The sequence below is a fragment of the Nonomuraea turcica genome (assembly GCF_030718205.1).
Lineage (GTDB): Bacteria > Actinomycetota > Actinomycetes > Streptosporangiales > Streptosporangiaceae > Nonomuraea.
Genome location: NZ_JAUZQF010000015.1, coordinates 211,151 through 230,626, shown reverse-complemented (window position 1 = coordinate 230,626; position 19,476 = coordinate 211,151). Strand labels below are relative to the sequence as shown.

17 protein-coding genes are annotated in these 19,476 nt (G+C 69.4%); 12 read left to right on the top strand and 5 right to left on the bottom strand.

The genetic code is table 11. The features are described from left to right. Positions 1-12: 12 nt before the first annotated feature. Complete coding sequence (locus Q9G87_RS35045) at positions 13-1,548, top strand: aldehyde dehydrogenase family protein (protein ID WP_305920848.1); 1,536 nt, start codon at positions 13-15, stop codon at positions 1,546-1,548. Here the strand turns inward: Q9G87_RS35045 and Q9G87_RS35040 are convergent. Continuing rightward, positions 1,545-1,889 (bottom strand): DUF6703 family protein, encoded by a 345-nt coding sequence (locus tag Q9G87_RS35040; protein ID WP_305920847.1) that lies wholly within the window; start codon positions 1,887-1,889, stop codon positions 1,545-1,547. The genes Q9G87_RS35045 and Q9G87_RS35040 overlap by 4 nt on opposite strands. Positions 1,890-1,992: 103 nt before the next feature. Here Q9G87_RS35040 and Q9G87_RS35035 point away from each other — a divergent pair, with 103 nt between their 5' ends. From Q9G87_RS35035 to Q9G87_RS35025, 3 genes are all read left to right on the top strand, one after another. Beyond that, positions 1,993-2,286: an antibiotic biosynthesis monooxygenase family protein gene (locus tag Q9G87_RS35035; protein ID WP_305920846.1), complete on the top strand. Its 294-nt coding sequence runs from the start codon at positions 1,993-1,995 to the stop codon at positions 2,284-2,286. Positions 2,287-2,381: 95 nt separating this feature from the next. Beyond that, on the top strand, positions 2,382-3,767 hold the full coding sequence (locus Q9G87_RS35030) for a glycine--tRNA ligase (RefSeq protein WP_305920845.1): 1,386 nt from the start codon (positions 2,382-2,384) through the stop codon (positions 3,765-3,767). 478 nt (positions 3,768-4,245) lie between these two features. Continuing rightward, entirely contained in the window at positions 4,246-7,353 is a 3,108-nt protein-coding gene (locus Q9G87_RS35025; protein ID WP_305920844.1) for a M14 family metallopeptidase, read from the top strand. Positions 7,354-7,434: 81 nt separating this feature from the next. Here the strand turns inward: Q9G87_RS35025 and Q9G87_RS35020 are convergent, their stop codons facing one another. Further along, positions 7,435-8,352 (bottom strand): dienelactone hydrolase family protein, encoded by a 918-nt coding sequence (locus Q9G87_RS35020; RefSeq protein ID WP_305920843.1) that lies wholly within the window; start codon positions 8,350-8,352, stop codon positions 7,435-7,437. A gap of 124 nt (positions 8,353-8,476) precedes the next feature. Between Q9G87_RS35020 and Q9G87_RS35015 the strand changes: the two genes are divergently transcribed. From Q9G87_RS35015 to Q9G87_RS34985, 7 genes are read left to right on the top strand one after another with little or no spacing between them, the layout of a single operon-like run. Further along, positions 8,477-8,623 carry a hypothetical protein gene (locus tag Q9G87_RS35015; RefSeq protein WP_305920842.1) on the top strand — a complete coding sequence of 49 codons (147 nt, stop codon included), beginning with the start codon at positions 8,477-8,479 and terminating at the stop codon, positions 8,621-8,623. Then, positions 8,620-9,633: an AAA family ATPase gene (locus tag Q9G87_RS35010; protein ID WP_305920841.1), complete on the top strand. Its 1,014-nt coding sequence runs from the start codon at positions 8,620-8,622 to the stop codon at positions 9,631-9,633. The genes Q9G87_RS35015 and Q9G87_RS35010 overlap by 4 nt, the downstream gene beginning before the upstream one ends. Continuing rightward, positions 9,630-10,649, top strand: coding sequence for a DUF58 domain-containing protein (locus tag Q9G87_RS35005; RefSeq protein WP_305920840.1), 1,020 nt, complete (start codon positions 9,630-9,632; stop codon positions 10,647-10,649). The genes Q9G87_RS35010 and Q9G87_RS35005 overlap by 4 nt, the downstream gene beginning before the upstream one ends. Beyond that, entirely contained in the window at positions 10,646-11,587 is a 942-nt protein-coding gene (locus tag Q9G87_RS35000) for a VWA domain-containing protein (RefSeq protein ID WP_305920839.1), read from the top strand. The genes Q9G87_RS35005 and Q9G87_RS35000 overlap by 4 nt, the downstream gene beginning before the upstream one ends. Then, complete coding sequence (locus Q9G87_RS34995) at positions 11,584-12,435, top strand: S1C family serine protease (RefSeq protein ID WP_305920838.1); 852 nt, start codon at positions 11,584-11,586, stop codon at positions 12,433-12,435. Before Q9G87_RS35000 ends, Q9G87_RS34995 begins: the two co-directional genes overlap by 4 nt. Before the next feature lie 10 nt (positions 12,436-12,445). After that, positions 12,446-13,111 (top strand): response regulator transcription factor, encoded by a 666-nt coding sequence (locus Q9G87_RS34990; protein WP_305920837.1) that lies wholly within the window; start codon positions 12,446-12,448, stop codon positions 13,109-13,111. Beyond that, positions 13,108-14,277, top strand: coding sequence for a HAMP domain-containing sensor histidine kinase (locus Q9G87_RS34985; RefSeq protein ID WP_305920836.1), 1,170 nt, complete (start codon positions 13,108-13,110; stop codon positions 14,275-14,277). The genes Q9G87_RS34990 and Q9G87_RS34985 overlap by 4 nt, the downstream gene beginning before the upstream one ends. On the opposite strand, the gene Q9G87_RS34980 is transcribed toward Q9G87_RS34985, so the two are convergent. Beyond that, positions 14,269-15,621, bottom strand: coding sequence for a cytochrome b (locus Q9G87_RS34980; RefSeq protein ID WP_305920835.1), 1,353 nt, complete (start codon positions 15,619-15,621; stop codon positions 14,269-14,271). The two genes, Q9G87_RS34985 and Q9G87_RS34980, sit on opposite strands and share 9 nt — an antisense overlap. 230 nt (positions 15,622-15,851) lie before the next feature. Between Q9G87_RS34980 and ppdK the strand changes: the two genes are divergently transcribed. Beyond that, a complete protein-coding gene (gene ppdK, locus Q9G87_RS34975) occupies positions 15,852-18,488 on the top strand; it encodes a pyruvate, phosphate dikinase (protein ID WP_305920834.1) in 2,637 nt (878 codons plus the stop codon). A gap of 168 nt (positions 18,489-18,656) precedes the next feature. Here ppdK and Q9G87_RS34970 read toward each other — a convergent pair whose 3' ends face one another. Both Q9G87_RS34970 and Q9G87_RS34965 read right to left on the bottom strand, forming a co-directional pair. Beyond that, positions 18,657-19,019 (bottom strand): type II toxin-antitoxin system VapC family toxin, encoded by a 363-nt coding sequence (locus Q9G87_RS34970; RefSeq protein WP_305920833.1) that lies wholly within the window; start codon positions 19,017-19,019, stop codon positions 18,657-18,659. A gap of 83 nt (positions 19,020-19,102) precedes the next feature. Continuing rightward, complete coding sequence (locus tag Q9G87_RS34965) at positions 19,103-19,270, bottom strand: hypothetical protein (protein WP_305920832.1); 168 nt, start codon at positions 19,268-19,270, stop codon at positions 19,103-19,105. Positions 19,271-19,476 lie beyond the last annotated feature (206 nt).

The window sequence follows — 19,476 nt, the reverse complement described above, 5'->3', positions numbered from 1 at the left end:
GACTCTGGAGGGATGCACATGCGGCTCAAGCCGGGTACGGCCTGGCGGGACGCGTACGACCGCTGCTGTGCGGTGGCGCCCGAGGCCTTCCACGACGACCGCGTGCTCAACCACTGGGGCGGCGTCTGGCACCGTGACGGGCGCCCCGTGCCCGGTTTCTCGCCGCTGGACGGCACCGCCATCGCCGGGCCGCCCAGGCTGGACCGGGCCGGAGCGGGACGGGCGGTGGCCGGGGCGGTCGAGGAACACCGGCGCTGGCGGCACCTGCCGCTCGACGAGCGCAAGGCCATGGTCTCGGCCGCGGTCGACTCCATGGCGGCCCACCGCGACCTGCTGGCCCTGCTGCTGGTCTGGGAGATCGGCAAGCCGTGGAAGACGGCCTGCGCGGACGTGGACCGCTGCCTGGACGGGGTCCGGTGGTATGTGGCGGAGATCGACCGCATGGTCGCAGGCCGCATGCCGCTGCCCGGGCCGGTCAGCAACATCGCCAGCTGGAACTATCCGATGAGCGTGCTCATGCACGCCATGCTCGTGCAGGCGCTGGCCGGCAACGCGGTCATCGCCAAGACCCCCACCGACGGTGGCCTGAGCTGCCTCACCCTCGCCTGCGCGCTCGCCGTACGGGAAGGGCTGCCGTTCACGCTGGTCAGCGGGGGCGGCTCGGAATTGTCGCCCGTGCTGGTGGCGGGCCGCTCGCTCGGGTGCGTGTCTTTCGTCGGCGGCCGGAGCGCCGGGGCGAAGGTCGCCGGCTCCGTGGCCGACCTCGGGCGGCGGCACGTGCTGGAGCAGGAGGGGCTCAACTGCTGGGGCGTGTGGGACTACGGCGACTGGGAGCTGCTCACCCGGCAGATCCGGGCGTCGTTCGACTACGGTAAGCAACGTTGCACGGCCTACCCGCGGTTCGTGGTGCAGCGGTCGTTGTTCCACGAGTTCCTGCAGACCTATTTGACGGCGGTCGGATCGCTGCGCTTCGGGCACCCGCTCGCCGTCGAAGATCCCGATGATCCGCTGCCGCAGCTGGACTTCGGCCCGCTGATCAACGCCTCGAAGGCCAAAGAACTGGCCGACCAGGTGGACGAGGCGATCGCCCGGGGCGGCGTCCCGGTCCACCGGGCGTCCCTCGACACCGGACATTTCCTTCCGGGGCAGGATATTTCCGCTTACTTTGCCCCGACGGCGCTCCTCAACCCGCCGCCCTCCTCGCCTCTCCACCACGCCGAGCCCTTCGGCCCGGTCGACACGATCGTGTTGGTGGACACCGAAGCGGAGCTGCTGGCCGCTATGAACGCCAGCAACGGCGCCCTCGTCGCCACCCTGTCCTGCGACGAGGAGGAGACCTTCCAGCGGCTGTCGTCCGAGGTGCGGTCCTTCAAGGTCGGCCACAACCGGCCGCGCTCACGAGGCGACCGCGACGAGCTCTTCGGCGGCCTCGGGGCGTCCTGGCGCGGCGCCTTCGTCGGCGGCGACCTCCTGGTGAGGGCCGTGACCACGGGCCCGGACGCCGAACGCCTCCCGGGCAACTTCCCCCACTACACGCTGCTGCCCTAAATCAGGCCGAAGCGGGTCGCCGCGAGCAGGATCAGAAAGGTCATCATGGCGACCCGCACCAGCCTCCCGCCGATCCGCAGCGACGGCCAGGACAGATAGGCCAGCCACGCCACGAACGCCAGCACGACGAGCGCCGCCACCCCGCCCAGCGGATTGGTCACGGCGAACCCCACCAGCAACAGGACCACCAGCAGCACGGGCGCCACCCACCGGGGCACCTGCGTGAAGAGATAGGTCATCGGCACCGCGCTCCGCTGCTCCACGGCCTTGCGCAGCCCGGTCGCGCCCGGCGTGAAGAACCGCTCACCCTGAGGGAGCGGGCGCTTGTTGTTCGCAGCCACGCCCCGAGCCTACGGGACCCGCAGGCACGCCCGCGCGGAATGTGCGGGCGAACACCTCGCCTATGGGCCCGTGGTGGGCCTGCTTCGCCTCTAGGCTGGTCGCGTGCTCGCTGTGATCAGATACACCGTTCCAGAGTCCCAGTCCCAAGACTTCGTCAAGCAGGCCCACGCGATCCTCGAAACGTTCGCCACCCAGCCGGGCTACCAGCGTGGCAGGCTGGCCCGGTCGGTGGACGAGCCCAATCTGTGGGCGCTGGTCACCGAGTGGGAGGGAGCAGGGTTCTACCGCAGGGCGCTGTCCGCCGCCCGGATGGCGATGTATCCGTTGATGATCCTCATGGTCAACGAGCCCAGCGCATACGAGGACGTCTACATTCAGGACGTAGAGGGCGCGTGACGAATTCTCGCGCGCGAGAACGTGCGACCGTCCCCTAAGCTGGGAGCTCACGAATTTCACTCGCCGACCTCCAGCCGGAAAGAGAACCAACCACAATGGCACGACGCACCGACGTCATGGACACCATCGTCAGCCTCGCCAAACGCCGCGGGCTCGTTTACCCGTCGAGCGAGATCTACGGCGGACTGCGCGCGTCGTGGGACTACGGTCCACTGGGTGTCGAGCTGAAGAACAACGTCAAGCGGCAGTGGTGGCTGTCGATGGTCCAGGCCCGCGAGGACATCGTCGGCCTCGACTCCTGCGTCATCCTGGCGCCCGAGGTGTGGCGGGCCAGCGGTCACGTCGACACCTTCACCGACCCGCTGACCGAGTGCCTGTCCTGCCACAAGCGGTTCCGGGCCGATCACCTCATCGAGGCCTACGAGGAGAAGAACGGCAAGACGCCCGAGGGCGGCCTGGCCGACATCACCTGCCCCAACTGCGGAAACAAGGGCACCTTCACCGAGCCGCGGCAGTTCAGCGGCCTGCTCAAGACGTTCCTCGGCCCGGTCGAGGACGAGTCGGGCCTGGCCTTCCTGCGCCCCGAGACCGCGCAGGGCATCTTCATCAACTACCTCAACGTGCAGCAGTCCGCGCGCAAGAAGATCCCGTTCGGCATCGGCCAGATCGGCAAGTCGTTCCGCAACGAGATCACGCCGGGCAACTTCATCTTCCGCACCCGCGAGTTCGAGCAGATGGAGATGGAGTTCTTCGTCAAGCCGGGCACGGACGAGGAGTGGCACCAATACTGGATCGACGAGCGCTTCCGCTGGTATTCCGACCTCGGCATCAACAAGGACAACCTCCGGCTCTACGAGCACCCCAAGGAAAAGTTGTCCCACTACTCCAAGCGCACCGTCGACGTCGAATACCGGTTCAACTTCACCGGTTCGGAGTGGGGTGAGCTCGAAGGCATCGCCAACCGCACCGACTTCGACCTGACCTCCCACTCCAAGGCGTCGGGCGTCGACCTCAGCTTCTTCGAGCAGGACACCGGCGAGCGCTACGTCCCCTACGTCATCGAGCCGGCGGCCGGCGTCGACCGGGCCACGCTGACGTTCCTGCTGGACGCCTACAGCGAGGACGAGGCGCCCAACGCCAAGGGCCAGATGGAAAAGCGCACGGTCATGCGGCTCGACCACCGGCTCGCCCCGGTCAAGGCCGCGGTGCTGCCGCTGTCGCGCAACACCGACCTGTCGCCGAAGGCCCGCGACCTGGCCGCGCAGCTGCGCCGCCGGTGGAACGTCGAGTTCGACGACGCGGGCGCCATCGGCCGCCGCTACCGGCGGCAGGATGAGATCGGCACGCCGTTCTGCATCACGGTCGACTTCGACACGCTGGAAGACCAGGCGGTGACGATTCGCGAGCGGGACAGCATGGCCCAGGAGCGCATCTCCATCGACGGCGTCGAGTCCTACCTGCGCCAGCACCTCAACGACTGATTTCTTGGAGTCGTGTTCGGCCGCCCGCCGTGCTTTCGGCGGGCGGCCGTTTTTCGTGGAAGGGCCGTCCGCCGTGCTTTCGGCGCGCGGCCGTTTTTCGTGGAAGGGCCGCCCGTCGTACTTTCGGCGCGCGGCCGTTTTCGTGCAAAGGCCGTCCGCCGTACTTCCGGCCGCGCGTCCATTTTCGGGCAAAGGCCAGACCATCCTTTACGGCAGGCCACGTGGGCTCCTCCCGCCGCACTTCGGCTGAGGGTCCTCCAGGGGACGCTCCTCCGCCTCACCGGCGCGCCACCGTTACGCGCGCATGCTTGGCCGGCTCCGTGGTTCGACGGCGCCCATTCGCAGGACTCTACGGAGCCGGACTCCGGCTGGATCAGGATTGACCGGATGTGGCCGTGATGATTGACAAGAGTCCGGCATACACGGAGATTGCGGGCAATCCCTAGCGGCATTCGGGGGCCGACTTCTCGGAGGCGCGATGAAGCGCATACTCGTCATGTTCGCCGGCATGCTCCTGTTACTCGGCTCGGTCACCGCACCCCCAGCCTCAGCGGTGCCGAAACCGGCAGGACCCGACGGTGTGTTCGTCTACACCGGCGAACTCACCGCCGACCAGATGGCCAGGCTCGTCGCGGCAGGCGTGGACCGCGAGGAGATGAGGATCGTCAAGCGGGCCGACGGCAAGGTGACCATCGAGGTGATCCTCGCCTCCGCGCTGGCCGACTCACTCGCCAAGCAAGGCATCAGCCTCACCGCCCAGAACGCGAACCGGGCGCGGCTCGCGCAGAAGGGCGATGGGGTCTTCAAACGGTACGCGGGCGCGGGCGGCATCCGCGAGGAGATCATCGCCGCGGCCAACGCCAAGCCCGGCATCGCGAAGGTCGTCGACATCGGCAACAGCGTCAACGGCACGCCGATCACGGCGATCAAGCTGACCAAGGACGCGCGCAAGCTGCGTGACGGCAGCCGCCCGGCCATGCTGTATCTGGCGGCCCAGCACGCCCGTGAGTGGATCACGCCCGAGATGGTGCGGCGGCTGCTGCACCACTTCCTCAACGGCTACGGGAGCAACGCCGAGCTGACCCAGCTGGTGAACACCACGGAGCTGTGGTTCCTGCCGGTGGCCAACCCCGACGGCTACGACTACACCTTCACCCCCGACAACCGGCTGTGGCGCAAGAACCTGCGTGACAACGACGGCGACGGCCAGATCACCAGCAACGACGGCGTCGACCCCAACCGCAACTTCGCCTACAAGTGGCGCTACGACGACGAGGGCTCCTCGAGTCTCCTCTCCAGCCAGACCTACCGCGGGCCGGCCGCGCAGTCCGAGCCGGAGACCGTGGCGCTGGACAACCTCACCAAGCGGGTGCGGTTCACGTACATGCTGAACTACCACTCCGCGGCCATGCTGCTGCTGTACGGCATCGGCTGGCAGCAGGCCACCCCGTCGCCCGACGACCTGATCTTCGAGGCCCTGCTGGGCGACGACGCGAACCCGGCGGTGCCGACGTACGACCCGGACATCGGGGCCGAGCTCTACACCACCAACGGCGAGACCGACGGCCACATGACCAACCTGCGCGGCATCATGTCGATCACGCCCGAGATGTCCACGTGCGAGGCGGCGGCCGACCGCAACCCCAACGACGAGTGGACGCTCGCGGACTGCGCCGGCGGGCTCGGGTTCACCTTCCCCGACGACGAGGAGCTGATCCAGGAGGAGTTCACCATGAACATCCCCCTGGCGCTGGCCGCGGCCAAGACCGTGCACACGCCGGACAAGCCGGTCTCCGTGGTCGGGCGCACGGTGCCCGACTTCGCGCCGGACTCCTTCTCCGTCTCGTACGGCGACCCGCAGCCGGTGGCGGTCACCGCCCGCCGGTCGCTGCTCGGCAAGGTGCTGCGCTTCCGCATCAACGGCGGCCCGACGCAGACCAGGACGCTCAGCGAATGGAAGGGCGGCGAGCGGTACGGCGGCGAGAACGACCTGTACTTCGCCGAGTACCGCGGCACCGTGAGCGGGGCGAAACCGGGTGACAAGGTCGAAGCCTGGTTCCAGGGCTTCAAGCCGGGCGCCGGCGTCGTCTCCAGCTCGCACTTCACCTACACGCTGGCCAAGGACTCCGCGGCCAAGGTGCTGGTGATCGCCAACGAGGACTACACGGGCTTCAACCCGGACTACCCGCCCTCGGTGACCGCGCCCAAGTACGCCGCGACGTACCAGCAGGCACTCAAGTCCGCCGGGTACGCGTCCGAGACGTGGGACGTGGACTCCCAGGGCGTGCCGCACCACCTGGGCGTGTTGTCGCACTTCAAGGGCCTGGTGTGGGAGCTGGGCGACAACCGGCTGTCCATGGACCAGCAGGACGTGGTCACCGTCACCCCGCTCGGCAACCTGCCCGACGCCGACGTCAAGCCGTCGCAGCAGTATCTGACGATCGCCATCCGCGACTACCTCAACGAGGGAGGCAAACTCCTCTACACCGGCGAGACAGCCGCGTACTACGGCATTCTCGACACCATCGTCGGCGGCATCTACTACGGCATCGACGGCAACCCGGACGGCGACTGCGTCGTCACCACCATCCAGGGCCTGTTCGACGAGTGCCTGCTGCTGGCCGACGACTTCACGCAGTACTACCTCGGCGTTGGCGGCCGCATCCCGCGCGAGAACCCCGCCGGCTTCACCGGCGCGGGCCCGCTGGCCGGGACGAGCGGCACGTTCGGCGGGCCGGCCACCGCCGGCAACCCGGTGGACGAGGCCGGGGTGCTGCTACCCATGGGCACGGACTTCCCGCGCTTCACGGGCACGCCGGCGGCGGACTACCAGCTCGGCACGCCCGGGCCGTTCGATCCGATCGAGGGGGAGTGGTACATCAAGGGCTCGCACGCCGACGACTCCTACATGCGGCTGACCAGGACGATCAACCTGGGCTCCGTGCCGGCGGCGCAGCAGCCGCGGCTGGCGTTCCAGCTGTCCTTCGACACCGAGCCCGGGTACGACAACGTGATCGTCGAGGCCCACGCGGTCGGCCAGGACAACTGGACGACGCTGCCGGACCTCAACGGCGGCACGGACACCACGGTGCCGACGGAGTGCGAGGCCGGGTTCCTCCTGGAGGAGCATCCCTGGCTGCTGCACTACCTGACGCCGGGCAACCCCTGCACGGCGACCGGGACCAGCGGCTCCTGGAACCGGTTCACCGAGAACTCGGGCGGCTGGCAGCAGGTCGCCTTCGACCTGTCCGCGTACGCGGGGCAGCAGGTCGAGGTGTCGATCAGCTACGTGACCGACCCGTCCACCGGCGGGGTGGGCGCGTTCGTGGACGACACCAGGGTCACCACGACCGGTGGGACGCTGGACGCCGAGGGCTTCGAGAGCGGGCTCGGCCCGTGGGCGATCCCCGGACCTCCGGCGGGCAGCCCGACCGGGTCCGGCGACTTCGTCCGGGCACAGGCCGACAAGACGGCGGCCGTGACCACCAAGGACACGGTGCTGCTGGGATTCGGACTGGAGCAGCTGGGCAACGACGGCGCGCGGAACGCGGCCTTGAAGAAGGTGATGAAGTATCTGATCGGCTGATCCGGGCATGATGGACGGCCACCTCCTGAGCGGAGGTGGCCGTCCTATGGTGACCGGCACCTCTTGCGGAGGGCCGGGTGATCAGGACAGGTGGCGGCCGAACCAGTCCAGGACCCGCTCGTACGCCTGGGAAGCCGCCTGCGCGTTGTACCGCTGTCCCGTGTCGTCGAAGAACGCGTGCCCCACGCCGGGGAACGTCACGATCTCGTGCGTCAGCCCGGCCTTCTGCAGGGCGGCCTCGGCGGCGTCCCTGGTGGCGTTCACCCGGTCGTCCTGCTCGGCGTACACCCCGAGGACGGCGGCCTTGGTGCCGGCCATGTCAGCGTTGTCCGGCAGCGGTCCGTAGAAGGGCACGGCGGCGGCCAGGCGGGGCTCGGCGGACGACAGCAGCAACCACGTCATCCCGCCGCCGAAGCAGAAGCCCATCATGCCGAGCTTCGACCCTTCGGCCCGCCGGCCCAGCTCGCCCACCGCGGCCTTCATGTCGGCCACGAACCGCTCAGGCTGGATCTCCCCGAGCCTGGCGGTGGCCTGCGCGGTGTCGGCGAACGAAGCGGTGCCGCCCTCCCGCGACAGCAGGTCGAGGGCCAGGGCCGAGTAGCCGCTCGCGGCCAGGCGGCCGGCGACCGAGCGGATGTGGTCGGTGAGGCCGCGGTTCTCGTGGATCACCAGGACGGCGCCCTTGGCGTCGCCCTCGGCGGCCGCCCACGCGGCCTGCAACGTCGTGCCCTCGGGCCCGGCGAATGTGATCGCCTCCGTCGGCAGCGGCGAGGGCCCCGCCGGGCTCGCCGTCGTGGGCGCGGGAGCGGGCGTGGTCGCCGCCGCTGTGGTGGGCGCGGCGGCCTCCTCGGGAGCGCCGCAGGCCGCCAGGAGGGCGGAGGCGGCGGGCAGTCCCAGGCCCAGCAGCGCGAGCCGCCGCAGCGCCTCGCGGCGGGGGATGAGGCCGTCCGCGTGGTCGTGGGCCACCTCTTCGGCGAGGTAGCGCTGGATGGGCGTCATGCCGGAGGTCTATCCTGCCCAACCGAAAAATCGTGTAAAGGCGAGGGTTACGCCGGTTTTCGCGGTCGTCTGATGACATGCCTTCTAAGCCCGATATGGGGCCAATACGAGGGACAAGGAAACCATGCGTACATCACGTTTCGCTGTTGTGCTGCTGGCCGTAGGCGCAGCGCTGATGACGGGGAGCGCCGCGTTCGCCGAACCCGAGCCGAGCGCGCTGGAGCTACGCGTCGTCATGGACGACTGCCCCCTGACGGAAACCCAGCCATGACTGAACACGCGCTCCTGGAAAGGGCGCTGTTCGAGGTCAAGCGGGTGATCGTCGGGCAAGATCATATGGTCGAGCGGCTGCTCGTGGCGGTGCTCGCCAAGGGGCACTGCCTGCTCGAAGGCGTGCCTGGCATCGCCAAGACGCTCGCCGCCGAGACCATGGCCTCCGTGGTCGGCGGCACGTTCGCGCGTATTCAGTTCACGCCCGACCTGGTGCCCTCCGACATCGTCGGCACCAGGATCTACCGGCCCTCGACCGAGAGCTTCGACATCGAGCTCGGCCCGGTCATGGCCAACCTGCTGCTCGCCGACGAGATCAACAGGGCGCCCGCGAAGGTGCAGTCGGCCCTGCTGGAGATCATGGCCGAGCGGCAGGTCAGCATCGGCGGTGTCACCCATGACGTGCCGACGCCGTTCCTGGTGCTGGCCACGCAGAACCCGATCGAGTCCGAAGGCGTCTACCACCTGCCCGAGGCGCAGCGCGACCGCTTCCTCATGAAGATCGACGTGGACTATCCCAGCGAATCGGAGGAGCTGGCGATCGTCTACCGCATGAGCGTGGACCCGCCCACGCCCCAGCAGATCCTCGACCCCGCGCGCGTCATCGCGCTGCAGCGGCGGGCCGAGGAGGTCTTCGTGCACCACGCGGTCGCCGAGTACGCCGTCCGCCTCGTCTACGCCACCCGCGACCCCGACCGGTACGGGGTGCAGGACGTGCGGCGGCTGCTGGCGTTCGGCGCGAGCCCCAGGGCCACGCTCGGCCTGCTGGCCGCCGGCCGGGCGCTGGCGCTGCTGCGGGGACGCGACTATGTGCTGCCGGAGGACGTACGGGACCTGGCGCACGACGTCATGGCCCACCGGCTGGTGCTCTCCTTCGACGCGCTGGCCGACGGCGTGCTGCCCCGGCAGATCGTCGACCGGGTGCTGGCCGCCGTGCCGCTGCCGGTCATCGCCCCGCAGCAGCACGACGGGCAGCCCCAGATGCCCCACCAGCAGGAAGCCGCGGCATGAAGCCGTATCTGATGGCAGAGCCCGCGCTGCGCAGGCTCGAGCTGACGATCACCAGGAGGCTGGATGGACTGCTCCAGGGCGAACACCTGGGGCTGCTGCCAGGTCCCGGGAGCGAGCCGGCGGAGACCCGGCCGTACCAACCGGACGACGACGTGCGGCGAATGGACTGGAACGTCACCGCCCGCACGAACGTGCCCCACGTGCGCGACCTGGTCGCCGACCGGGAGCTGGAGATCTGGGCCCTGCTCGATGCCACCGCCAGCATGGACTTCGGCACCGCGGCGATGGAGAAGCGGGAGCTGGCCCTGTCCGCGCTGGCCGCGGTCGGCTTCCTCACCCAGCGGACCGGCAACCGCATCGGCACCCACATGCTGCATGGCGGCGGCGTCAGGACGCTGCCCGCCAGGACGGGCCGGCCGCACCTGATGGCCGTGCTGCAGGCCGCGTTCGGGCTGCCCCGCACGGCGCCGGGGGTGGCCGAGCCGCTGCTCGGTGTGGCGGCCGAGCAGCTGGGCCGGGTGGTGCGCCGGCGCGGCCTGATGGTCGTCGTGTCCGACTTCCTGGACCCTCCCGAGACGTGGGAGCTGCCGCTGCGCAAGCTCACCGCCCGGCACCAGGTGCTGGCCGTGGAGGTGCTCGACCCGCGCGAGCTGACCCTGCCCAACGTCGGGATCATGACGCTGATCGACCCGGAGAGCGGGCGGCGGCGCGAGGTCTCGACCGCCAGCGCGCGGCTGCGGCGCAGGTACGCCGAGGCGGCGGCCGGGCAACGCGACGCCATCGCGCAGGCGATGCGCCGGGCCGGGGCCACCCACCTGCGGCTGCGTACCGACCGGGACTGGGTGCGCGACCTGGTCAAGCACGTCATGAGACAGCGCCGCCTGGCCACGCTGGCCGCCAGCCCGGCACTCCCGGCGCGCCCGCCGACCCCGAGCCCGGGTGAGCCCAGTGCGGGCGGGCCCAGTGCTGGCGGTCCCGCCACGGGTCGCCCGCCCGGAGGAGGTGATGCGGCATGACGCTGCTCGCACCCATCTGGTTGCTGCTGCTCATCCCCGTGGCCCTGCTCGCCGTCACCTACGTCATCGTGCAGCTGCGGCGCAGCGCGTACGCCGTCCGCTTCACCAACCTCGACCTGCTCGACAAGGTCGCGCCGAGAGGGCCGGGATGGCGGCGGCACCTGCCCGCGGCGGCGCTGCTGCTGATGTTCGCCCTGCTCGTGGTGGGTTTCGCCCGGCCGCAGGCCGAGGTCACGGTGCCCAGGGAGCGGGCGACGATCATGGTGGCGTTCGACGTGTCCGCGTCGATGGGCGCCACCGACGTCTCCCCGAACCGCTTCGAGGCGGCCAAGCAGGCGGCCAGGCAGTTCGTGCGGGGCCTGCCGGAGCGGTTCAACCTGGGCCTGGTGTCGTTCTCGTCGAACGCCTCGATCGCCGTGCCACCGACCACGGACCGGCAGGCGGTGCTGATGGCGATCGACCGGCTCAGCATGGACTCCGGCACCGCGATCGGCGAGGCGGTCTACTCCTCGCTGGAGGCCATCGCCTCGCTCGACTCGCAGGAGGAGGCGCCGCCCGCGCACATCGTGCTGCTGTCGGACGGCTCCAACACCACCGGCCGCACGGTCACCGACGCCGCGGCGGAGGCGGCCAACCGGGGCGTCCCGGTCACCACCATCGCCTACGGCACGCCCGACGGCACCATCAACCTGTCTGGACGCGAGGTCCCGGTGCCGGTGGACGGCCCGGCGCTGCGCGGCATGGCGGAGGCGGCGGGCGGCGGCTTCTACGAGGCGGCGAGCGGCGACGAGCTGCAGGCGGTCTACGACGACATCGGCACCTCGGTCGGCTTCCGGACCGAGCGTCAGGAGGTATGGCAGTGGTTCGTGGCGGCGGGGCTGATCTTCGCGTTGATCGCGGCGGTGACGTCGATGCTGTGGTTCTCGAGGCTCCCGTGAGGGGGCTGGGCAACCCGCGCGGGCCGGAGTTCGTCACCCTGCCGGTGGAGGACCGCCCCGGCGTCACGGTTCCGCAGGGGCCCAGAACGGCCCCGACGACACCCAAGGCCCCGCCCAGGGGACGTCTGCTGGTGGCCGCCGCGCTCGTCGCGGCGGTCACCGGGGCGGCGGCGGGCGTGGCGGGGGCCCGGCTCTTCGAAGGGTCCGAGCCGGCCCCCGCCGCTGCCGCCCTCCCCAGGGTGGCGCCCGCCCCCTCGGCAAGCCTCGGCGGACTCAGCGCGACGGCGGCCCGGGTGCTGCCCAGCGTGGTGTCGGTGGAGGTCGGCCGGGGCGGCGGATCGGGGTTCGTGGTGGACGATCGCGGTCACATCCTCACCAACGCGCACGTGGTCCAGGGCTCCGACCAGGTGACCGTGATACTCAACGACGGCCGCCGGCTGTCGGCCCAGGTGATCGGCGAGGACGACGACGAGGACCTGGCCGTGCTGGAGGTGTCGTACCCGGGCGACCTGACACCCGCCATGCTCGGCAGGTCGGGGGACCTGGCGGTCGGCGACCAGGTGCTCGCGATCGGCTCGCCTCTGGGCCTGTCGGGCACGGTCACCGCCGGCATCGTCAGCGCGCTGGACCGCGAGGTGCGGCTGGGCGGCGCCCCGCGGACGGCCGTGCAGACGGACGCGTCGATCAACCCGGGCAACTCGGGCGGCCCGCTGGTGAACGCCCGGGGTGAGGTCGTCGGCGTGAACACCGCGATCGCGGCCGGGCGGGGCGGCGGCAACATCGGCATCGGCTTCGCCATCCCCATCGACCGGGCCGCTCCCATCGCGGAACGCATCATCCGAAATTAGGGTGCAGGGCATGCGACTGCTTGTGGTGGAGGACGAGGAGGACCTGGTCGAGGCGCTGCGCGTCGGCCTCATCCGCGCGGGATACGCGGTGGACGTCTCCTACGACGCGCCGTCCGCGCACGAGAAACTGCAGGTCAACACGTACGACCTGGTCCTGCTCGACCTGAACCTGCCCGGCGGCGACGGCTTCCAGCTGTGCCGCACCGTACGCGCCGCGGGCAAGGGCGTGCGGATCATCATGGTCACCGCCCGCGACCGGCTGGACGACCGCGTCCGCGGGCTCGACGAGGGAGCCGACGACTACCTGGTCAAGCCGTTCGCGTTCCCCGAGCTGCTGGCCAGGGTCCGGGCGCTGCTGCGCAGGGACTCCGGCGGCGGGACCTCGGTGATCCAGGTGGGCAGGCTGCGGATCGACACGGCGCGGCTCGAGGTCACGCTGGACGGCAGGTCGCTGGCGCTCACCCCCAAGGAGTACGGCGTCCTGCACTACCTCATGACCCGGCCGGGCCACGTCGTGTCCACCGAGGAGCTGCTCGAACACGTCTGGGACGAGCACGCCGACCCGTTCACCAACACCGTCCGCGTCACGGTCGGCAACCTGCGCCGCAAGCTGCAGGAGGAGGGCCTCATCGAGACGGTGATCAGCCGAGGCTACCGGCTCAAGGAGCCGACATGATCCACACCATCCGCTTCCGGCTCACCGTGCTCTACTCGGGCCTGCTGTTCGTGCTGGCCGCGCTCGTGCTCGGCGGGATCTACTACGCGGTCTCCAAGACGACCGACCAGCGTCCGTACACCACGGAGTACGCCAAGGTGTACAACGACGGGCGGTATGTCGACAAGCGCCCGGTCGTCTTCGTGGAGGAGGTGGAGAACGCCATCAACGTCCGGACGATGACCACGCTGCGCGACTACTCGCTCTACACCCTGGCCGGCCTCTACGTCGCCAGCCTGGGCATCGGCTGGGTGCTGTCCGGCCGCGTGCTGCGCCCGGTCCGGTCGATCACCCGTACCACGGAGGACATCCAGGCCACGGACCTGAAGCGGCGCATCAACCTGAACGGGCCGAGCGACGAGCTGAAGGACCTGGCCGACACCATCGACAAGATGCTCGACCGCCTGGAGGAGGCGTTCCGGACGCAGCGCCAGCTCATCGACGACGCCTCGCACGAGCTGCGCAGCCCGCTGACCATCATCCGGGCGAACGTGGACGCCGTGCTCGCCGACCCCGACGCCAGCGAAGCGGAGCGGACCAGGGCCGTGGCCATCGTGGACCGCGCGACCACCCGCATGACCAGGCTGGTGGAGGATCTGCTGGCCAGCGCCAGGCGGCAGGGCGGCGCGTTCGCTGACGCCGACCTCGAGCTGTCGCGGGTGGCGGGGGAGGCGTGCGAAGAGTACACGGCCCCGGCCGCCGCGCGCGACCTGACGATCACCCGCGACCTGGGGCGCGGCCTGGAGATGATCGGCGACTCTGACGCACTGCGCCGCGCGGTCGCGAACCTGCTCTCGAACGCCGTGCGGCTCTCACCCCCCGGCGGCACGATCAGGGTCGCGTCAGGTCGCTCGGACGGCTGGTTGTGGGTCGCGGTCCGGGACAACGGCCCGGGACTGCGTGAGGCCGACCAGGAGCGCGTGTTCGACCGGTTCTGGCGCGGCGAGCCCAGCCGCCGTGACCGCCACACGGGCCTCGGCCTGGCGATCGTGCGGCAGATCGTGGAGTCGCACGGCGGACGGGTCGCGGTGTTCTCCCGGCTCGGGGAGGGGGCGACGTTCGTGTTGTGGCTCCCGCCGCGCGACGGCGTGCCCGGCGTGCCGCCCGACCACAACCCCCTACGCTGACCGCCTCCTGCAGACGGCGCGGGTGACGAGGAAGGCCACCACCGGCAGCACGAACACGGCCACCCGCAGCCCCAGGATGATCATCTCGTAGGTGGCGGGCGGAACCGTCAGCAACGTCGGCGGAGCAGGCGGCGGCTGCGGGAACCCGGGCGCGGAGCGCATCACAGGCGGGATCTCCGAGACCCACATCCCCGCCCACAACACGGTGAAGAACGTGATGACCGCGACGCCCAGGGCCGTCCGCACCGGCGCCTGCGACGGCCTGTCCAGCAGCTGGTGATGATCCCCGTCGCCGGTGAAACGCCGCTCCAGGAACGGATAGAACAGCAGCACGCCGAAGAACACCGTCAGGATCAGCGGCGCCACCCACAGCCCTGGCTGGAGCACGTACCCGCCGACGACGATCTCCCACCCCGGGACGAGCCGCTGCGCGCCGTCCAGCACCCCGAAATACCAGAATGGCTGCGCCGACACCGGATAGCCGCCGGGGTTGTACTCTCCGTGCTCCCACACCGGGTTGACCCTCGCGAACGTGGCCAGCGCCGCGATCGCCCCGATCGTGAACAGCGCCGTCGCCCCGTTCTTGATCGCGAAGTACGGGAAGAACGGCCCGCCGGTCACGGTGCCCTCACCGGCGGCGGTAGCCCGGCGCTCGGTGTGTTTCTGCCGCCAGGTCAGGACCAGCGCGTGCAGCGGCACCAGCGCCAGCAGAATCCCCGGCACCAGCAGCACGTGCGTGACGAAGATCCGTGGCATGACGTTGCCCGGGAACCCGCCGTCGAACACGAACGCCGACAGATACGTCCCCACCAGCGGAATCGACAACAACACTCCCTGCGCCTGCCGCAGCCCCGTCATCGCGAGCTGGTCGCCGGGCAGCGACACGCCCAGGAACGACTCGAAGAGAACCAGCCCGAACAGCACCACGCCGAGCATCCACGTCAGCTCCCGCGGCTTCCTGAACGCGCCGGTGAAGAAGACCCGGCACAGGTGGGCCACGATCGCCAGCACGAACACGGTCGCCGACCAGTGATGCAGCTGCCGCATCAGCAGCCCGCCCCGCACCTCCAAGCTGATCTCCACGGCGGAGGAGAAGGCCACGCCCGGGTTGGGCTTGTAGAACAACGTCAGGAACGTGCCGGTGAGCACCAGCATCACGAACGAGTACAGCGCCAGCTCGCCCAGCAGGAACGACCAGTGGCTGGGGAACAGTTTGCGCAGCTGTGGCCGGAACCAGCGCGCGAAGGGCAGCCGATCGTCCAGATAGATCGCCGCGTCGCGGGCCGTCTTTGCCGAACCGGCGACGATACGAGCGCGCCTCTTGGGCTTGGTAGGAGTGGCCATGGGGGCCTCCTGGCGGGGGTGTGATCCAATTCTGCACCGGCCCTCGCCCTTTCACAAGAATTGGTGTAAACCAATTGGTATAAACCAATCTTGAACTGTCCGGCCATAAAATTGGATTAGACCTGTTGTACGGCTGTCACCAGCACGAACACCGATATAGGAGGGGAGTGCAGTTTCATCATCAATTCCACCGGTAGAGTCCGGGGCAGAGGCGTTGGATTGGAGCTGTGGTGGCCAAGCACGTTTACGATTTCACCGAGGGCAACAGGAATCTCAAGGATCTTCTCGGCGGTAAAGGCGCGAACCTCGCTGAGATGACCAATCTCGGGCTGCCCGTTCCCCCTGGATTCACGATCACCACTGAGGCGTGCCGCCACTATCTGGCGGCCGGCGCCATGCCGGACGGCCTGGAGCACGAGGTCGCCGGGCATCTGGACGCACTCGAGAAGAAGATGGGCAGGAAGCTCGGGCAGGCCGACGATCCGCTCCTGGTGAGCGTGCGGTCCGGGGCGAAGTTCTCCATGCCGGGCATGATGGAGACGGTCCTCAACATCGGCCTCAACGACGAGTCCGTGCACGGCCTGGCCAAGCAGGCCGGCGGCAACGAGCGGTTCGCCTGGGACTCCTACCGCAGGCTCATCCAGATGTTCGGCAAGACGGTGCTCGGCATCGACGGCGAGCTGTTCGAGCGTGCTCTTGACGAGCTCAAGGGCAGGCGTCAGGACACCGACCTGGACGCGGACGAGCTGCAACGCCTGGTGGAGACGTACAAGGGGATCGTGCGGGAGCAGACCGGCAAGGACTTCCCGACCGACCCGCGCGAGCAGATGCGCCTGGCCGTCATGGCCGTCTTCGACTCCTGGAACGCCCCGCGCGCCATCCTCTACCGCCGCCAGGAACGCATCCCCGCCGACCTCGGCACCGCCGTCAACATCATGGCCATGGTCTTCGGCAACTACGGCGACGACTCCGGCACCGGCGTGGCCTTCACCCGCGACCCCGGGTCCGGCCGGCAGGGCATCTACGGCGACTACCTGCAGAACGCCCAGGGTGAGGACGTGGTGGCGGGCATCCGCAACACGATCCCGCTGGAGGACCTCGAGCGCATCGACAAGCACTCCTACGACGAGTTGATCGGCATCATGGAGACGCTCGAGACGCACTACAAGGACCTGTGCGACATCGAGTTCACGATCGAGCGCGGCAAGTTGTGGATGTTGCAGACGCGGGTCGGCAAGCGGACCGCGGCGGCCGCTTTCTGCATCGCCACCCAGCTCGTCGACCAGGGGCTGATCACCCTCGACGACGCCGTCACCCGGGTCACCGGCGACCAGCTGGCCCAGCTCATGTTCCCCCGCTTCGACGGGGGCGCCGACAAGAAGAAGATCGCCAAGGGCATGAACGCCTCCCCGGGCGCCGCCGTCGGCAAGGCCGTCTTCTCCTCCGAACGGGCCGTGGAGCTGAGCGAGCAGGGTGAGGACGTCATCCTCGTCCGCCGCGAGACCAACCCCGACGACCTGTCCGGCATGATCGCCGCCAAGGGCATCCTGACCAGCCGCGGCGGCAAGACCTCCCACGCCGCCGTGGTGGCCCGCGGCATGGGCAAGACGTGCGTGTGCGGCGCGGAGGAGCTCGACGTCAACATCCGTGAGGGGAGCTTCACGGCGCCGGACGGGGTGGTCGTGTCGGAAGGCGACGTGATCTCCATCGACGGCACGACCGGCGAGGTGTTCCTCGGCGAGGTCCCGGTGGTCCCGTCGGCCGTGGTGGAGTATTTCGAGGGCGCTGAGCCCGGTGACGAGCTCGTCAAGGCCGTGGATCGCATCATGCGGCGCGCCGACGAGGCCCGCCGGCTGGGCGTGCGGGCCAACGCCGACACCCCGGACGACGCCGCCCGCGCCCGCCGCTTCGGCGCGCGGGGCATCGGCCTGTGCCGTACCGAGCACATGTTCCTGGGTGAGCGCCGGCAGCTGGTCGAGGACCTGGTCCTGGCGGCCACGGACGAGGAACGTCAGACGGCGCTCGACGCGCTGGAGCCTCTCCAGAAGTCCGACTTCATCGGGATATTTGAGGCTATGGGGGGCGATCCCGTCACCATTCGCCTGATCGACCCGCCCCTGCACGAGTTCCTGCCCGACATCGTGGACTTGTCCGTCAAGGTCGCCACATCGAAGGACGTCACGGACAAGGACCGCAAGCTCCTGGCCGCGGTCAGGCGCCTCCACGAGCAGAACCCGATGCTCGGCCTGCGCGGCGTCCGCCTCGGCCTGGTGATCCCCGGCCTGTTCGCGATGCAGGTGCGGGCGATCGCCCAGGCAGCCAAGGAGGTCCCCGGCGCGCGCCCGGAGATCATGATTCCGCTGGTGGCGGCCGTACAGGAGCTGGAGTCGGTACGCGAGGAAGCGGCCAAGATCCTGGCCGAGGTAGGCGTCGAGGCCCTGATCGGCACCATGATCGAGGTGCCGCGCGCGGCCCTGACGGCCGGCCAGATCGCCGAGGCCGCCGAGTTCTTCTCCTTCGGCACCAACGACCTGACCCAGATGGCCTGGGGCTTCTCCAGGGACGACGTGGAGTCGTCGTTCTTCCACCGCTACCTGGACCTGGGCATCTTCGGCGTCTCCCCGTTCGAGACCCTGGACAGGGAGGGCGTGGGCCGCCTCATCAAGATCGCCGTCGAGGAGGGCCGGGCCGCGAGGCCGGATCTGCACCTGGGCATCTGCGGCGAGCACGGAGGCGACCCCGACTCGGTCCACTTCTGCCACGAGATGGGCCTGGACTACGTCTCGTGCTCCCCGTTCCGGATCCCGGTGGCCCGCCTGGAGGCGGGCCGCGCCGCCCTCAGCGACACCGACTCCGACACCCGCTGAGGTCTTCGCGTCGGGGGCGCTGCGCTACTGGTTCGCTCAGACAGCGCCCCCAGCCGGGACATGTAGGGCCGGACGATCATCGCCTGGAGTCTTGGACAGTTCTGATATAAACCGGCGGACGATCATTACACTAAGGATCCGTCGGTGGCTCGCCACACGGCCTGTGGGTCAGAGTGGGGATTGGATCAACCGATCTTGTCCACATGGACCACTGCCACTCGCCCATGGTCGGCGACCAGCGCAGATTAGATGAGGCACATCAGAGGTGACGATCAGAACGGGTCCAGCCTGCGCCAGGGCGGTGGCGGCCACCATCGCATCGACCGCTTGATCGGTAGCGAGTCCGGCCGAACCGATCAGTTTGCCCGCACACTCGCCGATCTCGCGTGTCACCGGCTCGACCACCACTCCACCGAGCACACGGTGGATGCCTGCGTCACGAGCCTCACCACGCAGGGTCTCGGCGAGGATCGCGGCAGAAGTCATCACGCGTCGGCCCTCGAGATGCGCGGCCTTGAGGCGCACGTACATCGTCCTCTCCGTCGCCGCCCTCGACAGCCCTTCATTGTCGAGCACCAGCGAGCCGTGCTCGCGGGATCGAACTCGCTTACGGCTCACGCCTGCGGCCATTCCGCACGTGCCGCCGCCAACTCCTCGTCGGTCACGGGTCCGCGCGTCTCTTCCAACTCCATCAAGAGATCGCCCAGCCGGTCGTGTTCCAATTGCCGCATGAGAGCATGCGTGACGTAGGCGGAGACGCGGCTTGTCATCGGATAGGCCACCGCGATGATAATCCTGTCGGCTCCGAGCCGATTGGTCGACGAGATCCGGCCGGGCGGAAGCTCCGAACCCCGCGGTGACTGACGTTACCAACAGGACATGACTGCCTACCGAAAGTCATGATCATTGTTACGGTAACGGTATCTGACGAAGTCCCGCGAACCGCGCGATCATGCAAACCTTGCCGCCATCAATCGGAGCTGAACGG

Coding starts and splice junctions, on each gene's coding strand:
- Q9G87_RS35045 (WP_305920848.1), top strand. CDS start 13: ATGCACATGCGGCTCAAGCCGGGTACGGCCTGGCGGGACGCGTACGAC.
- Q9G87_RS35030 (WP_305920845.1), top strand. CDS start 2,382: ATGGCACGACGCACCGACGTCATGGACACCATCGTCAGCCTCGCCAAA.
- Q9G87_RS35025 (WP_305920844.1), top strand. CDS start 4,246: ATGAAGCGCATACTCGTCATGTTCGCCGGCATGCTCCTGTTACTCGGC.
- Q9G87_RS35020 (WP_305920843.1), bottom strand. CDS start 8,352: ATGACGCCCATCCAGCGCTACCTCGCCGAAGAGGTGGCCCACGACCAC.
- Q9G87_RS35015 (WP_305920842.1), top strand. CDS start 8,477: ATGCGTACATCACGTTTCGCTGTTGTGCTGCTGGCCGTAGGCGCAGCG.
- Q9G87_RS35010 (WP_305920841.1), top strand. CDS start 8,620: ATGACTGAACACGCGCTCCTGGAAAGGGCGCTGTTCGAGGTCAAGCGG.
- Q9G87_RS35005 (WP_305920840.1), top strand. CDS start 9,630: ATGAAGCCGTATCTGATGGCAGAGCCCGCGCTGCGCAGGCTCGAGCTG.
- Q9G87_RS35000 (WP_305920839.1), top strand. CDS start 10,646: ATGACGCTGCTCGCACCCATCTGGTTGCTGCTGCTCATCCCCGTGGCC.
- Q9G87_RS34990 (WP_305920837.1), top strand. CDS start 12,446: ATGCGACTGCTTGTGGTGGAGGACGAGGAGGACCTGGTCGAGGCGCTG.
- Q9G87_RS34985 (WP_305920836.1), top strand. CDS start 13,108: ATGATCCACACCATCCGCTTCCGGCTCACCGTGCTCTACTCGGGCCTG.
- Q9G87_RS34980 (WP_305920835.1), bottom strand. CDS start 15,621: ATGGCCACTCCTACCAAGCCCAAGAGGCGCGCTCGTATCGTCGCCGGT.
- Q9G87_RS34970 (WP_305920833.1), bottom strand. CDS start 19,019: ATGTACGTGCGCCTCAAGGCCGCGCATCTCGAGGGCCGACGCGTGATG.